At 56.6% G+C, this 15,378-nt stretch carries 13 protein-coding genes and 1 pseudogene; 10 read left to right on the forward strand and 4 right to left on the reverse strand.

What is annotated here, in order from left to right:
* The first annotated feature begins 313 nt into the window (after positions 1-313).
* Positions 314-1,342: a quinolinate synthase NadA gene (gene nadA / locus JI62_RS06510; RefSeq protein ID WP_088699383.1), complete on the forward strand. Its 1,029-nt coding sequence runs from the start codon at positions 314-316 to the stop codon at positions 1,340-1,342.
* A gap of 60 nt (positions 1,343-1,402) precedes the next feature.
* Here nadA and JI62_RS06515 read toward each other — a convergent pair whose 3' ends face one another.
* A complete protein-coding gene (locus JI62_RS06515) occupies positions 1,403-2,866 on the reverse strand; it encodes a M48 family metalloprotease (protein WP_088699384.1) in 1,464 nt (487 codons plus the stop codon).
* A gap of 199 nt (positions 2,867-3,065) precedes the next feature.
* On the opposite strand from JI62_RS06515, the gene JI62_RS06520 reads away from it, so the two are divergent.
* Positions 3,066-3,329, forward strand: coding sequence for a sulfurtransferase TusA family protein (locus JI62_RS06520; protein WP_088699385.1), 264 nt, complete (start codon positions 3,066-3,068; stop codon positions 3,327-3,329).
* Positions 3,326-4,438: an AI-2E family transporter gene (locus tag JI62_RS06525; RefSeq protein ID WP_088699386.1), complete on the forward strand. Its 1,113-nt coding sequence runs from the start codon at positions 3,326-3,328 to the stop codon at positions 4,436-4,438. Before JI62_RS06520 ends, JI62_RS06525 begins: the two co-directional genes overlap by 4 nt.
* 39 nt (positions 4,439-4,477) lie before the next feature.
* Here JI62_RS06525 and JI62_RS06530 read toward each other — a convergent pair whose 3' ends face one another.
* Entirely contained in the window at positions 4,478-4,954 is a 477-nt protein-coding gene (locus JI62_RS06530; protein ID WP_088699387.1) for a peroxiredoxin, read from the reverse strand.
* Between the two features lie 295 nt (positions 4,955-5,249).
* Between JI62_RS06530 and dapA the strand changes: the two genes are divergently transcribed.
* The 3 genes from dapA (at position 5,250) to purC (ending at position 7,945) form a co-directional block, all read left to right on the forward strand.
* Entirely contained in the window at positions 5,250-6,134 is an 885-nt protein-coding gene (gene dapA, locus JI62_RS06535; protein WP_088699388.1) for a 4-hydroxy-tetrahydrodipicolinate synthase, read from the forward strand.
* A 77-nt stretch (positions 6,135-6,211) separates the two neighbouring features.
* Positions 6,212-7,195, forward strand: a complete 984-nt coding sequence (bamC, locus tag JI62_RS06540; RefSeq protein ID WP_088699389.1) for an outer membrane protein assembly factor BamC — start codon at positions 6,212-6,214, stop codon at positions 7,193-7,195.
* Between the two features lie 33 nt (positions 7,196-7,228).
* Positions 7,229-7,945, forward strand: a complete 717-nt coding sequence (gene purC / locus JI62_RS06545) for a phosphoribosylaminoimidazolesuccinocarboxamide synthase (protein ID WP_088699390.1) — start codon at positions 7,229-7,231, stop codon at positions 7,943-7,945.
* 15 nt (positions 7,946-7,960) lie between these two features.
* On the opposite strand, the gene tsaA is transcribed toward purC, so the two are convergent.
* Positions 7,961-8,698 (reverse strand): tRNA (N6-threonylcarbamoyladenosine(37)-N6)-methyltransferase TrmO, encoded by a 738-nt coding sequence (gene tsaA, locus JI62_RS06550; protein WP_088699391.1) that lies wholly within the window; start codon positions 8,696-8,698, stop codon positions 7,961-7,963.
* A 154-nt stretch (positions 8,699-8,852) separates the two neighbouring features.
* Here tsaA and JI62_RS06555 point away from each other — a divergent pair, with 154 nt between their 5' ends.
* A complete protein-coding gene (locus JI62_RS06555) occupies positions 8,853-9,377 on the forward strand; it encodes a GNAT family N-acetyltransferase (RefSeq protein ID WP_088699392.1) in 525 nt (174 codons plus the stop codon).
* 6 nt (positions 9,378-9,383) lie between these two features.
* On the opposite strand, the gene nadC is transcribed toward JI62_RS06555, so the two are convergent.
* Positions 9,384-10,238, reverse strand: a complete 855-nt coding sequence (nadC, locus tag JI62_RS06560) for a carboxylating nicotinate-nucleotide diphosphorylase (protein ID WP_088699393.1) — start codon at positions 10,236-10,238, stop codon at positions 9,384-9,386.
* Between the two features lie 92 nt (positions 10,239-10,330).
* On the opposite strand from nadC, the gene ampD reads away from it, so the two are divergent.
* The 3 genes and pseudogenes from ampD to JI62_RS22850 all read left to right on the forward strand — a co-directional run.
* Positions 10,331-10,939 (forward strand): 1,6-anhydro-N-acetylmuramyl-L-alanine amidase AmpD, encoded by a 609-nt coding sequence (gene ampD / locus JI62_RS06565; RefSeq protein ID WP_088699394.1) that lies wholly within the window; start codon positions 10,331-10,333, stop codon positions 10,937-10,939.
* A 386-nt stretch (positions 10,940-11,325) separates the two neighbouring features.
* Positions 11,326-13,998 (forward strand): pyruvate dehydrogenase (acetyl-transferring), homodimeric type, encoded by a 2,673-nt coding sequence (gene aceE / locus JI62_RS06570; protein WP_088699395.1) that lies wholly within the window; start codon positions 11,326-11,328, stop codon positions 13,996-13,998.
* A 115-nt stretch (positions 13,999-14,113) separates the two neighbouring features.
* Positions 14,114-15,378 (forward strand): annotated as a pseudogene (locus JI62_RS22850) (biotin/lipoyl-containing protein); the annotation flags it as partial.

The raw sequence follows: 15,378 nt of genomic DNA on the forward strand, positions 1-15,378 counted from the left end.
CTCAGTTGGTAGAGCAGTTGACTTTTAATCAATTGGTCGCAGGTTCGAATCCTGCACGACCCACCAAATTCAACGCCCCTGGCAGTTTAGCTGCGAGGGGCGTTTTGCTGTGTGTGACATTCTGTTTGCAGTCAAACGCTATTCCCCGCCAAAATGGTTTAGAATAAATCTGTTCAGAACAGGTTTTAAGCGATGGCCATCGCGAGAGACGCAGCGGCTCATCGCCCTTACGAGCGGCGCATGTGCAAGATGTACTGCGCCGTAGCCCAGTGTTTAACAGGGGGATTCCCTGTTCGTCACAGTGGTAGACACAATGACTATTATGACTACTCAAGCGAAGCTTGAGGCTCCGCTACCCACGGCCTACTGCCCGACCCGCATTCCGGCGGAAGATCAGGCCCGGGTTGAAGAGATCAAACGACTGTTGAAGGCCCATAACGCCGTTTTGGTTGCCCACTACTACACCGATGATGCTATCCAACAACTGGCGGAAGAGACCGGCGGCTGTGTCGCTGACTCGCTGGAGATGGCGCGCTTTGGTGCTCGCCACGACGCCACCACGCTGGTCGTCGCCGGGGTTCGCTTCATGGGTGAAACCGCCAAGATCCTTTCGCCTGAAAAGCGCGTACTGATGCCCACCCTGGAAGCCACCTGTTCGCTGGATATTGGCTGTCCTGCCGATGAGTTCAGTGCTTTCTGTGATGCCCACCCTGACCGCACCGTGGTGGTGTATGCCAACACCTCCGCTGCTGTTAAGGCGCGGGCGGATTGGGTCGTCACATCGTCGATTGCGGTAGAGGTGATTGAGCACCTGCAAGCTAAAGGCGAGAAAATTCTCTGGGCACCCGATAAGCATTTGGGCGGCTATATCCAGAACAAAACCGGCGCTGATATGTTGATGTGGGATGGCGCCTGTATCGTCCATGAGGAGTTCAAGGCCAAGGGCGTTGAAGACCTCAAGCGCATCTATCCAGATGCCGCGGTGTTGGTGCATCCAGAGTCGCCGGAGCCGGTGGTTAAACTGGCCGATGTGGCAGGTTCCACTTCGCAACTGATCAAAGCGGCTAAAGAGCTACCCAACGATAAGCTGATTGTGGCCACTGACCGTGGCATCTTTTTCAAGATGCAGCAGGCGGTACCCGACAAAACCCTGTTTGAAGCGCCTACGGCAGGCAATGGTGCCACCTGCCGCAGTTGCGCCCACTGCCCCTGGATGGCCATGAACGCGCTGGATAATCTGGCCGGTGCGTTGCGCGAGGGAAGCGGCGAAATTGAGGTGGATGAAGCGCTGCGCCTGCAGGCTTTAAAACCCCTCGAGCGGATGCTTAATTTCAACGCATAGCGAGAAAAGATTAACCGAATGTCATGGCTGCGTCGCTACGCTCCTCGCAATGACATAGGTTTAGTTAAAATCTTCCAGGGTTTCGCGATACTCAATGAAATCCTCGCGGCGCTGCTCGATTCTCGCCAGTGCCTGCTGGTCGTTCTCACGCTCGGCGGCATCCCGGGCGATGGAGAGCTGGCGAATGCCGCGGTCAACGCGACCGGTTAGCTGGAGGTGTTCGGCTCGGGCCAAATGCCCCCAGCTATCATGCCCACTGCGTCCGGCGGCTTCAGCCAGTAGATTAAAGCCCTGCGGGTTTTCCGGGTGTTGTGCGGTGATATCGTTTAGCAACTGGTAAGCCGCCTGTGGGTCGCGCTGGAGCTGTGCTTCGGCCAATATCAGTTGGGCGGGCAGGTAGTCGGGCGTAAAACGCAGCAATCGCTGACTGCGCTGAATGGCCTGCTCGTAGCGCCCCGCTTCCAGTGCCACGCTGGCGGCAGAGGCGGGCAGCATGGCATAGTCAGGATGCTGGTTGGCAAGCCTGTCCAACTGCTCCAGGGCGCTGTCGGTTTGGCTATTACGCGCATCGATCAGTGCTGCCAGGTAATCCTGGGCGGCTTGGTCGGCACCCTCCCGAGAAAGGCGAGACGTGGCTTGCTGGGGAGTGTTGCTGTAAATGCTCAGTAGCGCACGGGCACGCATCATGTCGTAGAGGGTATCGCTGGTGTATGCATCGGCGATATTGAGTTGGGCGGCGCGGGCTTGGGCGGCGCTAAGGCGACTGTCGGTAACCGGGTGGGTGAGTAGGAATTCCGGCGGTGTATCGCCCTGAAGGCGGGCCATACGCTGCATGGCTGAGAACATGCGTACCATTGCCTCCGGGTCATAGCCCGCATCGGCCATGGCCTGCAGGCCTATGTTATCGGCTTCCTGTTCGAACAGCCGCGAGTAGCTGAGTTGATCCTGAATCAGTGCCGCCTGAGACCCCATGGCAGTCGCCATGCCAACATCGCCCCCGCCACTGGCGGCAATCAGCATGCCTGCCAGCATGGCCGCCATAGCGGGCAGTTGGGTCTGTGCTGCACGGGCACTGCCCCGGGCATAGTGGCGTTGAGAGAGGTGGCCCAGTTCGTGAGCTAGCACCGAGACAAAGGCGCCTTCATCTTCGGCAAACGCGAATAGTCCTGAATTGATCCCTACTACGCCGCCAGGGACGGCAAAGGCGTTCAGGGAGCCGTTATCGACCATGACGGTAATAGTGCGCAGGCCGTTAATATCACTGTGCGGGGCCAGCCGGGCAATCAGGCTTTGCAAATAATCATTAGTAATCGGGTCTTGCCACTGTGGGGCCTGAGCACGAAACTGACGCAACCAGGCGCGGCCCAAACGATACTCTTCATTGCTGACAGAGGTAGATGCCGCCCCTAGACTGGGTAAGCCGTAGTCGTTATTAGCAGCACTTGGTGGACTAAACAGTAAGCTGCCGCAGGCACAAGCGAACGCACATATCCAGCCTGGGTAAGCGGTACGATGGGTCGGCATGGCATCCTCTTAAGTGATGGTTAAGCTCGTCAGTCACAGTGTGACATTGATAAAGGCGGGGAAGTGCCGTTAAATCGACTGCTTAGTGAAATCAATCGCTAAAAGACAGTGTATGCCGCAGCGTTTATTAAACAATGTTTATGTAACAGCATTGATCAATCTACGTCGTCAATAGGCAGGTTATTTTGAGGGAGAGTGTATGTCTGAGCAAACCGGGGGCTTTCAACCCGATACGGTGCTTGACGCTTGTGGGCTGCATTGCCCATTGCCATTGCTAAAAGCCAAGCAGGCGCTGTCTGGCCTGGCGGCAGGCCAGTTGCTGGAAGTGCGTTCGACAGATGCGGGGTCGTGGCGGGATATGGCATCGTTTACCGATCAGAGTGCGCATACGTTAGAGGGGCGGGAACAGCGCGACGATGTTTATGTGTATTGGATTAGAAAAGCTGGGGATGCGCACTTATGACCCTGCGCACGATTCTGAAAAGCTGGGTGGAGCGTTACTTCTCGGATGAGGAGGCGCTCATTCTGTTGGTGGTGCTGGTAGCGGGCTTTGCGGCGATTATCTGGTTCGGACGAATGCTGGCGCCCTTTTTTACCGCCCTGGTGATCGCGTTTCTTTTGCAGGGCGTAGTCAGTGCGTTTACCCGGCGCGGTGTGCCTCATCTGCTGGCGGTTATCCTGGTCTTTCTGGCTTTTATCAGTGTGCTGCTTACCCTGGCGTTTATTTTGATGCCGTTGATCTGGAATCAGCTAGTGGGGCTGGTTCAAGAGACACCGCGGATGTTTGCCAGTGGTCAGGGGTGGTTGGATGAGTTGCAGGCGCGCTATCCAAACATTATTACGCCGGATCAGATGCAGAGCTGGATAGGTGTCGCAAGCCGTGAAATCAGCCAGTTAGGCCAGCGCGCTTTAACGCTCTCGTTAGCCTCGCTAGGCAACATCATGGCGCTGATCATCTACCTGGTGCTGGTGCCGATTTTGGTCTTCTTTATGCTCAAGGATCGTGACGTGTTGGTCGGTTTTATACTCTCACTGCTGCCCCAAAAGCGTACGCTGTTATCGCGTATCTGGCGTGAGATGGATGATCAAATTGCCAACTATATTCGTGGTAAATTTATTGAAATCATTATCGTGGGGACGGTGGCGTTCTTTACCTTTGCGTTCTTTGGGTTGCCGTATACCGCCTTGCTGGCGGTGTTGGTAGGGCTATCGGTACTAGTGCCTTATATCGGTGCTGCGGTGGCCACGCTGCCGGTCGCCGCTGTGGCCGGTTTCTATTTTGGTCTTAGCGAAGACTTTGTCTATGTACTGGTGGCTTATGGCGTAATTCAGGCGTTGGATGGCAATGTATTAGCACCGGTGCTGTTCTCTGAGACCAATAATATTCACCCGGTCTCCATCATTGTAGCGGTGCTGTTTTTCGGCGGAATTTGGGGGTTTTGGGGCATTTTCTTTGCCATTCCCTTGGCGACGCTGCTGAAAGCGCTGATTTACGCCTGGCCGCGCAGCATGCAAGGACGTGATGAGCAGCGGGGGGTGGAAGCCCAGGCGTCGGTAAAAGAGTACGAGTAGCGCCCGAGCACTGCCCGCGCTGGTCGCGGGCACGGTGGGTTAGCTAGCCGCGTTCAGTCTTTCAGCCGCTGCAAGTACTTCGTCGGCGTGGCCAGGCACTTTAACGCCACGCCACTCTTGGGCTAGCTTGCCCTCCTTATCGATCAGGAAGGTACTGCGCTCAATTCCCAGGTGCTCTTTGCCGTACATCTTCTTGAGCTTGATAACGTCAAACAGCGTGCAAACATTTTCATCCTTGTCGGAAATGAGATCAAAATTGAAATCCTGCTTGGCCTTGAAGTTCTCCTGGGCGCGTAGACCGTCACGAGAGACACCTAGAATCACCGTGTTGGCGGCGTCGAAGGCGGGCTTGCGGTCACGAAAGTCGCCCCCCTCGGTGGTGCAGCCGGGCGTGCTGGCTTTGGGGTAGAAATAAATAACCACTTGTTTGCCGCGTAGTTCCGACAGTGTCACGCTGGTATTACCAGTGGCAGTGGCGGAAAAATCTGCGACCGGCTGACCGATTTCAACAGACATGATGAGATCCTTATTAACGGTGGATGTTAAGAGTGATTACACGCAAGCCAGAGGGCATTGTCAAAGCGCAAAACAGCGTGACGACAAACTCACATCGCTTTACGCTGTACAGGCTCGAATCGCCTGAGTACCATTTGGCCTCTGTGCGGGTTGTCGCGTGAGGCGAAATAGCGTGATCGCGCTCGGTTTCGACAAGTCTCTAAAGCAGTTGGCAGTTAAAACCCTAGCACTTAGAAACCTAGCACTTAAAAACTAGATAGTTGATATCACAATTTGGCTGGTGAGGAATAAACGGATGATCACAGGCAGCATTGTCGCCCTGGCGACGCCTATGAAGGTCAATGGCGACATCGACTGGGAGGCGCTCCGTCGCCTGGTGAACTTCCATCTCGAAAATGGCACCGATGCCATTGTGGCGGCGGGTACCACGGGCGAACCGACAACCATGTCCTTCGCGGAGCACTTTGACGTCATTCGCAGCGTGGTAGAAGAGGTCAATGGCCGTATCCCCGTCATTGCCGGTACCGGCTCGAACAACACCACTGAAGCAGTGGAATTGACCCGCTACGCTAAAGAGGTGGGTGCAGACTACTGCCTGACGGTGGCTCCCTACTATAACAAACCTACCCAGGAAGGCCTGTTTCAGCACTTTAAAGCCACCGCAGAGGCCAGCGACCTGCCGGTTATTCTTTATAATGTGCCTGGCCGTACCTGCTCGGATATCTACAACGAGACCGTGCTGCGTCTGGCCGAAGTCGATAATATTATCGGTTTAAAAGACGCTACGGGGAACCTGGAGCGTGCGGAAGATCTAATCACTCGCCTAAAGGGCAGCGGCTTTATGCTCTACTCTGGTGACGATGCCACCGCCTGCGACTTTATGTTGATGGGTGGCCATGGCGATATCTCCGTTACCGCCAATGTTGCCCCCAGAGCGATGCATGAACTTTGCGCGGCAGCTGTCGCCGGTGATGCCGATAAGGCGCATCAGATTAATACGCGTTTGATGCCGCTACACACCAATCTGGGTATAGAGTCGAATCCTATCCCTGTGAAGTGGGCGCTGAATCGTATGGGGTATGCGGACGCGGGTATTCGCTTACCGCTAACCTGGCTGTCGGAAAAGTACCACGCCACAGTGAGCGAAGCGCTGCAGCTGGCGGGTGTCGTAGAGGAGTAACCCGACACAATACCCTTTGCTACCCAGCTCACCTTCCGCTGAGCTGGGTACCTGATTTGTTGACATAAGGTGGCTTGATGAGCTCTGTGCTTGAAATACGTGCGCTTAAATGGGTACCGCTGGCACTTGCAGCGGCTGTCGCGCTCTCTGGTTGTGCGCGAGATGGTTTTTACCACGACCGTAACCTGGACTACACCGAGGCTGCTCCGGCGCCGCCCCTGGTGCTACCAGAGACCCGCAATACCCAACGCTACCGCGATGCGCTGCCGGTTCCTCAAGCCGCCACCCAGGGGGCACGGCTTGACGAAGCGGCAGAAATCCGCCCTCCGCAGTCACTGGCAATCGGTAGTGGTTTGGAGCCTGAGTACGTCGAGCGTCGTGAAGTGGGCGATCAAACCTGGCTAGTGGTGGCCGCCGATACCGGTACGGTTTGGCCGCAGCTGGAAGAGTTTGTACGCACCCGTCAGTTGGAAGTACAACAGAGCAGCGCTTCCCAGGGGGTTATTGTTACGTCCCAGGCGGAAATACGACTACAAAGCGCGCTGCGCGCAGGGAGTAGCGAGGTTCGCTGTGAACGCGGCGGCCAGACCATGGCTAGCTGTCTGGATGCATTAGAGAGCCATCTCAGTGCACGCAGTGCATCTGCCAGTGTCTCCTCTTCCTGGACGGCTCAGCGCCTTACCGATGAGCAGACATTGCAAATCCGTCAGCAGGACGACGAGTGGGAAGTGGTGATTCCGCAGCCGATTGATCGGGTATGGGCCGAGTTGAATCACTATCTTGAGCTGGATTTTGCCCAGGAGGGCCAGCGAGATTTGCTCGCCGCCGACCCCGCCAGTCATGAGTTCATGGTTGAGTACATGACTGAAACCGAGCGTAACCGCAACCCGCTGCAAATCGTCTTCAGCCCGGATGTGCGCAAAATGTCCCAGCAGATCCGTCTTGCTCTGCAGCCTAATGGCGACCAGACAATTCTGCGTGCCATTAATGCCAGCGAACGGGCATTTAGCGCCGATGATCAGCGCGAGCTGCTTGAGCGTGTCTCCGGTTATTTACGTTAATTTGTTGATCCCTCAATCCCTTACGGAGCCCCCATGGAAAAGCGCCAAGAACTCTACGCCGGTAAGGCGAAATCTGTGTATACCACCGACGATCCGGATTTGTTGGTGCTGAATTTTCGTGATGACACCAGCGCCTTCGACGGTAAAAAAGTGGAGTCGCTGGCCCGCAAGGGAATGGTCAATAACATCTTTAACGCCTTCATTATGGAGCGGTTGCAGGAAGCGGGTATTCCTACCCACTTTGTAAAGCAGCTCTCCAATACGGAGAGTCTGGTCAAAAAGATGCAGATGATCCCGGTGGAGTGCGTCGTCCGCAACATCGCCGCAGGTGGCTTGGTGAAGCGGCTGGGTGTCGAAGAGGGCATCGCCCTGACGCCACCGACCTTTGAACTGTTCTTAAAGAACGATGAGAAGGGCGACCCGATGATCAATGAGTCGCTGGCGGAAACCTTCGGCTGGGCCACGCCTGAGCAGTTAGCCAAAATGAAGGTGCTCACCTTCAAGGTTAACCATATCCTCAAAGCGCTGTTTGCTGAAGGCGATATGCTGCTGGTGGATTACAAGCTGGAGTTTGGTGTCTTCAAAGGCGAGGTGGTGCTGGGGGATGAGTTCTCTCCGGATGGTTGCCGCCTCTGGGATGCCAACACCCGTGAGAAGCTGGATAAAGACCGCTTCCGCCAGGGGTTGGGTGGTGTGATTGAAGCGTATGAGGAAGTTGGCCGCCGTTTGGGCATTACCTTCCCCGCGTAAACCGCCACGCTTGAGTTATGAATTGGCGTAAGGTTCGATAGCCATCACCTCTAAGGTGGTGGCTTCGCCGTTTTGGCGGGGGCAAAACTTAACGTCCACATCGCGCAGTCGCACACCGTAAAGCCGCTCAGACCCCTGCTCCTTTTGCTTGTAGGCGGGCCTAGGGTCTTGGCGTAGCACCTGTTCAATTAATGCCCGTAGTGTGGCACTGTCCTGGCGATGAGCGAGCATGTCCAGCGCCGTGGGATGAAAGGTGACATCCATGAGCGATGGCGCAGCAGGGGCAAAACCGGCCTGTGCGTTGGGGTGAGATTCGGCCCAAGGTAGATAAGGCTTGATATCGACCACCGGGGTGCCACTGACTAAATCGCAGCCCTGGAGAAGCAGAGTGACGCCATGCTGAGTGTCGATAGCGATTAATCTCACCAGCGAGAGCCCCAAGCGGTTGGGGCGGTGGGTGCTGCGGCTGGCAAAAACCCCCACCTTTTTATTGCCCCCCAGGCGCGGTGGCCTTACCAGTGGCGACCAGCGCTCGGGGCTTTGATGAAAAATAAAGCTCAGCCATAGGTGGCTGAAGTCTTCCAAACCGCGCACGGCGAGTGGGTCGTTGAAAGGCGCTGTGAGCACAAGCTGGGCATTGGCCGCCGGGGCGAGTCCCGGCTGGCGCGGGATGCCGAATTTATCGGGGTAGTCGCTAACCACATGACCAATGGGCGTCAGCGTAAAGTGCTCGCTGTTAGGGGCGTCGTCCATCACACTGCCTTTTGCTAGGGTTGATTCGCGTATAATTGATCCAAGTAGTATAAAGCAGGCCAATGCCTTAAGCGTGACCAAATGGGGAATGACCCAGTGGGCATGATCGAAGGAGTCTTGATTGAATGTTAGCTGAACAGCTCAGAGGTGACGCATGACGAATACCGAGGAGCCGCAAGCGCCAACCGGTACGCGGATAATGTATCGTGCGGCGCTGGCCCGGGATGCTGCTGACCAGGCGGAAGTGTTTTACCACGCTGTCATGCAAGGTGCGGCCACACATTATACGCTCTCGGAGCGCAAGGCCTGGGCACAGGCGCTGCCCCGAGAGGGCAGCGCGTGGGGAGTTAGGCAGGCGCTCTACACCACCTTAGTGGCAACCTGTGATGGTCGCTGCGTGGGGTTTCTTGAGCTGGATTTAGTCGCCGGGCGGGTTGAAACCCTCTACGTATGGCCCTCATTGGCTGGCCGCGGTATCGGCACCACGCTATTGGTACATGCCGAGCGGTTACTTATTGAGGAGGGTAAGGGGCAAGTTGAGATAGAGGCTAGTTTAGTACTTTATGAGCGCTTACTGCGCCGTGGCTGGGAGAGCCACGGCGAGCAGTGGGTCGAGCGAAGCGGGGAACGGCTGTTGCGTTATAAGCTCACCAAGCGGCTTAACGCTGTCGAGACGTAAGCAGAGTTACACGCTATAGCTGCGGGTAATCCGCATGGAAAGATCGATCGAGGCGATGTCCTTGGTCAAAGCGCCGCTGGAAATACAGTCAACGCCGGTATCGGCGATTGCCCGCAGGGTGGTGGCGTCCACATTGCCTGAAGCTTCCAGGGTGGCGCGGCCACCGTTAATTTCAACGGCTACGTGGAGGTCTTCAATGGCAAAGTTGTCGAGCATGACAATATCAGCCCCCGCTGCCAGCGCCTGATCCAGCTCTTCAAAGGTTTCTACCTCGACTTCCACAGGCAGGTCGCTGGCTAGCTTGCGCGCCTGGGCGACCGCCGCTTGAATGCCTCCGCAGGCAGCAATGTGGTTCTCTTTGATCAAAAACGCGTCCCATAGGCCAATGCGGTGGTTGTGTCCACCTCCGCAGGTGACCGCATATTTTTGCGCCAAACGCATGCCGGGTATGGTTTTGCGGGTATCAAGCAGACGTACACCGGTGCCTTCAATTAGGTCGACATAAGCGCGGGTGGCGGTGGCGGTGGCGGATAGCGTTTGCAGCACGTTAAGCGCCGCCCGCTCGCCGGTGAGCAGGACACGGGCAGGGCCTTCCAGGGTTAAAAAGCACTCACCGGCCTCTAGCTTATCGCCGTCAGCGGCGTGCCAGGTCAGGCTTACCCGACTATCCAGGCGGCGAAACAGCTCATCTACCCAAGGGGCTCCGCACAGTATGGCGGCATCGCGGCTAATCACGTCGGCGCTGGCCCACTGGTGTTCAGGGATCAATTGCGCGGTAATATCACCCGGGCCAACGTCCTCAGCCAACAGGCGAGCGGCGCTGGCGCGGATTTCTTCAGCAAGAGCGGATTGATAATGCATGGCAGTGATTCTCTGAACGTCATCGATTGTGGGCGGCCATTATAATGAAAGAGAGCCGTGGAAGAACGCGTTACCTAAAGGAGACCATGCGTATGGTAGACAAACAACCCTTTAGCGGTTGGTGGAGTAGCGCCCGGCAAGTCGCCTCACCCAACTGCGACGCCCGGCTCGGTAAGGAGGTCTCGCTACTGCTCATTCACGCCATTAGTCTGCCTCCCGGTCAGTTTAGCGGCGACGCTATTGAGGCGCTATTTACCAATCGGCTACCGGTTGATGAGCACCCCTTTTTTTCGGAAATAGCGCACTTAAGAGTCTCTGCTCATCTGCTCATTCGTCGTGATGGCGAATGTGTGCAGTTTGTTGATACAGATCATCGTGCGTGGCATGCCGGTCGCTCATGCTGGTGGGACGCTCATCAAGCAGGGTGGCGAACAGCGCTCAACGATTTCTCGGTGGGTATTGAGCTCGAGGGAGATGACGTTACTCCTTACCGCAAAGCTCAGTATAGCGCGCTGGTAGAGGCGACAGTGTGGTTAATGGCACGCTACCCCGAGATCAATAGCGAGCGTATCACCAGTCATGCCCGTGTGGCGCCGCTGCGCAAAACAGATCCTGGCCCGGCATTTGATTGGGCATATTTTCACCAGCAACTGAGTCGCGCATTGCACGCAAGGAGGACGAGTGAGCATTTCACTAGTTAAGTGTTTAACTTCCAACATAATAAAACGGTAGTTTAATTACATTTGGCGACCTGCAGATAGCCGCCTGGAATGCTCTATATATCGCTTATGTTGCACTGCAATAGTTTGTTTTCGATAGGCTTTTCCACCGTGACGGAATTGGCAGCGTGGCGACTTTGAGGTATCTTCACCTATACAAAAGGCTAACGCTTAACAGCATCATGTAGCTTTACTACATCAATAAGTACCCAAATAAGTACGTAGCTTGTTGAATGTAGAGCTAAAACCCCTATCCGGTGTTTGATCACCGGCTGAATATTGGCGCGTGGTGAATTTTCACACCGCCACCCCAGGCCCTTCAGGGTAGCGGGGATTTTTGTCATTTATCGTCATTCGGAGAGACCTCTATGAGTCTGGAGACAAGAGAAGATCTCGATCCGATCGAAACCACGGAATGGATTGATTCCCTGGAATCGGTATTGGATCGTGAGGGCGAAGATCGTGCCCGCTACCTGATGACCCGCCTGGCGGATCGCCTGCGCCGGGACGGCATGAAGGTGCCCTTCTCGGTGACAACCCCGCACCGTAATACGATCCCGGTTCACCGCGAAGCACCGATGCCTGGCGACCTGTTCATGGAGCGTCGTATTCGTTCCCTGATCCGTTACAATGCCATTGCCCAGGTGATTCGTAACAACCGCGCCAAGCCGGGCCTGGGTGGCCACATTGCCAGCTTTATGTCTTCGGCAACGCTGTATGACGTGGGCTTTAACCACTTCTTCCGCGCCCCTCAGGGCGATTTTGCCGGTGACCTGATCTATATCCAAGGGCACGTGGCGCCGGGTATCTACGCACGCTCCTATTTAGAAGGCCGTCTGTCTGAAGAGCAGATGGACAAGTTCCGCCAGGAAGTCGATGGCGATGGCCTCTCGTCCTACCCGCACCCGTGGCTGATGCCGGACTACTGGCAGTTCCCCACGGTCTCCATGGGTCTTGGCCCCATTCAAGCGATCTATCAAGCCCATGTGATGAAGTACCTGCATCACCGTGAGCTGAAAGATATGTACGACCGCAAGATCTGGTGCTTCATGGGCGACGGTGAGTGTGACGAGCCGGAATCCCTGGGGGCCATTTCCCTGGCCGGTCGCGAAAATCTCGACAACCTGATTTTCGTCATCAACTGCAACCTGCAGCGCCTGGACGGCCCTGTCCGCGGCAACTCCCGGGTGATGGACGAGTTCGAAGGCGTCTTCCGTGGCGCTGGCTGGAACGTGATCAAGGTCGTCTGGGGCCGCCACTGGGATCCGCTGTTCGAGAAGGACAAGAAAGGCATCCTTCAGAAGCGTATGGACGAAGCGGTCGACGGCGAGTACCAGAACTACAAGGCCAACGGTGGCGCGTATACCCGCGAGCACTTCTTTGGTAAGTACCCCGAAACCGAGGCGATGGTCAACGACCTCTCCGACGAAGATATCTGGAAGCTCAACCGCGGTGGCCACGACCCGTTCAAAGTGTATGCGGCCTACCACGAGGCAGTGAATACCTCTAACGGCAAGCCCACGGTCATCCTGGCGCACACCGTTAAAGGTTACGGTATGGGCAGCGGCGATGGCGAAGCGGCCAACGAAGCGCACCAGGTCAAGAGCATGGAGTACGAAGCACTCAAGACCTTCCGTGATCGTTTCGGTATTCCGATTACCGATGAACAGCTCAAAGACGTGCCCTACTACAAGCCGGAAGAGGACTCTCCCGAGCTCAAGTACATGCACCTGCAGCGTGAGCGCTTGGGTGGCTATCTGCCCAGCCGCCAGAGCGACTTCGAAGCCCTGGAGATCCCCAGTCTCGAAGATAAAACCTTTGCCTCGCAAATGGGTGGCTCGAAAGGCCGTGAAGTCTCCACCACCATGGCGTTTGTGCGTGTACTCAATGGCCTGGTGAAAGATAAGACGCTGGGCAAGAAGGTAGTGCCGATTATCCCCGACGAAGCGCGTACCTTCGGTATGGAAGGCATGTTCCGCCAGTTGGGTATCTACACCTCGGAAGGTCAGAAGTACGAGCCGGTGGATAAAGGCCAGATCATGTTCTACCGCGAGGATCAGAAAGGCCAGATCCTCGAAGAGGGCATTACCGAAGCGGGCGCCATGTCAGCCTGGATCGCCGCGGCGACCTCCTACAGCAACAACAACGTCACGCTGCTGCCATTCTACATCTACTACTCGATGTTTGGCTTCCAGCGCATCGGCGATCTGGCCTGGGCGGCGGGTGATCTGCAAGCCCGTGGCTTTATGGTCGGTGGCACCGCAGGGCGCACCACGCTTAACGGCGAAGGCCTGCAGCACCAAGATGGTCACAGCCTGATTCAGGCTTCCACCATCCCCAACTGCCGCAGCTACGACCCGACCTATGCCCATGAAGTTGCCGTGATTCTGCAGGATGGCCTGAAGCGCATGTTCACCGACAAGGAGAACTGCTTCTACTACCTGACGGTGATGAACGAGAACTACGAGCACCCGGCGCTGGAAAACGTGCCCGCCGACGATATCGTCAAGGGCATGTACCTGCTGCGCGAAACCAAAGGTGACAAGGGCCGCGTTCAACTGCTCGGTTCTGGCACCATTCTGCGCGAAGTGGAAGCGGCTGCGGAACTGCTCGAGAACGATTGGGGCATCGGCGCCGACATCTGGAGCGTGACCAGCTTTAACGAGCTGCGTCGTGAAGCGCTGCTGCTGGATCGTGAAGCCTTCCTGAACCCAGACGCCGAGGCCGCCAAGCCTCACGTCACTAAGTGCCTGGAAGGGCGCGATGGCCCGGTGATCGCATCAACCGACTACATGAAGCTATATGCCGATCAAGTACGCGCCTGGGTACCGGGTGACTACACTGTACTGGGTACCGATGGCTTTGGCCGTTCAGACACCCGTGAGAAGCTGCGCTACTTCTTCGAAGTAGACCGCTACTTCGTGACCGTGGCGGCGCTGCGTGCGCTGGCTGAACGTGGCGAGATTGATCGCAAGCAGGTTGGTGAAGCGCTTAAGAAGTACGGCATTGATGCCAATAAGCCTAACCCGCTGACTAGCTAACCCGCTGACCGGTGGGCGCTTGCCCACCGGCTCGATCCGATTTGGAAGGAGCGCGACCTTGAGTAGCGAAATCATCAAAGTTCCCGATATCGGCGGCGATACCGATGTCGAAATCATCGAGATTGCGGTGTCAGTAGGCGACGTCATTGAAGCGGAAGACACCCTAATCACGCTGGAATCTGACAAGGCCAGTATGGACGTACCTGCCCCGAAAGGCGGCAAGGTGCTCAAAGTGCTGGTCAAAGAAGGCGATAGCGTCTCGGAAGGGGACGATATCGTAGAGCTGGAAGTCGAAGGCGGCGGCGACGAGGAGCAAGAGAGCTCGTCGGACAGCCAGTCTGAAAAGGCCCCAGCGAAACAGGATAAGCCGAAAGAGCCGTCTCAAGAGCAGAAGCCCGCGGCTAAAAAGGCCGCCGGCGGTAAGCAGACGGTGGATATCACAGTGCCCGATCTCGGTGGCTCGGACAGCGTCGAAATTATCGAAGTCGCGGTCAGCGAAGGCGATGAGGTCGAAGCCGAAGACACCCTGATCACTCTGGAGTCTGACAAAGCCTCCATGGACGTGCCCAGCCCCCATAGCGGCAAGATTGTCAGCTTTACCGTGAAAGAGGGCGACACCGTCTCGGAAGGCGATGTGATCGGTAAGATGGAGATCGCAGGCGAAGGCGGCGACGATAGTGAAGAGGCACCGCAAGAGAGCGCTTCTTCTCAGCAGTCGTCTAGCCAAGCCAGCAGCGAGCCCGAAGAGTCGGTAGGCGAAGACGATCAGGAAGAGGCCGCCAGCGGTGAACCGGAGCGCAAAGAGATTCGTGTGCCGGATCTGTCGGGTTCCTCTGATGTGCCGATTATCGAGATTGGTGTAGCCGCGGGTGACGAGGTCAACGAAGAAGATCCGCTGATCACCCTGGAGTCTGATAAAGCCTCTATGGACGTGCCCAGCCCCTATAAGGGCAAGCTCCTTGAGTTGACCGTTAAAGAGGGCGACACCGTCTCTGAAGGCGATGTGATCGGCTATATGGAAGTGGCGGGTGCCAAAAAAGCGGCACCGAAAAAGGCCGCACCAGAAAAAGCCTCGCAGAGCAGTGACAGCAAGGACAGCGCTAAACCGTCTGAATCTCCGGCCGGTACCCCCAGCCCGGAAGCCCAAATGGCGGCGCATAAGCCCCGGGATGGCAAGCTGGTTCACGCAGGCCCTGCGGTGCGCATGCTGGCCCGTGAGCTGGGCGTCGATTTGGGGCTCGTTAAGCCCAGCGGCCCGAAAGATCGCGTGCTCAAAGAGGACGTACAGTCTTATGTGAAACAGGCGATTGCCAATCAGGGCAAAGCCCAGCCAGGCGCAGCCGCCGCGGCCACCGGCGGGGCAGGGATTCCGCCGATCCC

The sequence above is a fragment of the Halomonas campaniensis genome (assembly GCF_002211105.1).
GTDB classification, from domain to species: domain Bacteria; phylum Pseudomonadota; class Gammaproteobacteria; order Pseudomonadales; family Halomonadaceae; genus Vreelandella; species Vreelandella campaniensis_A.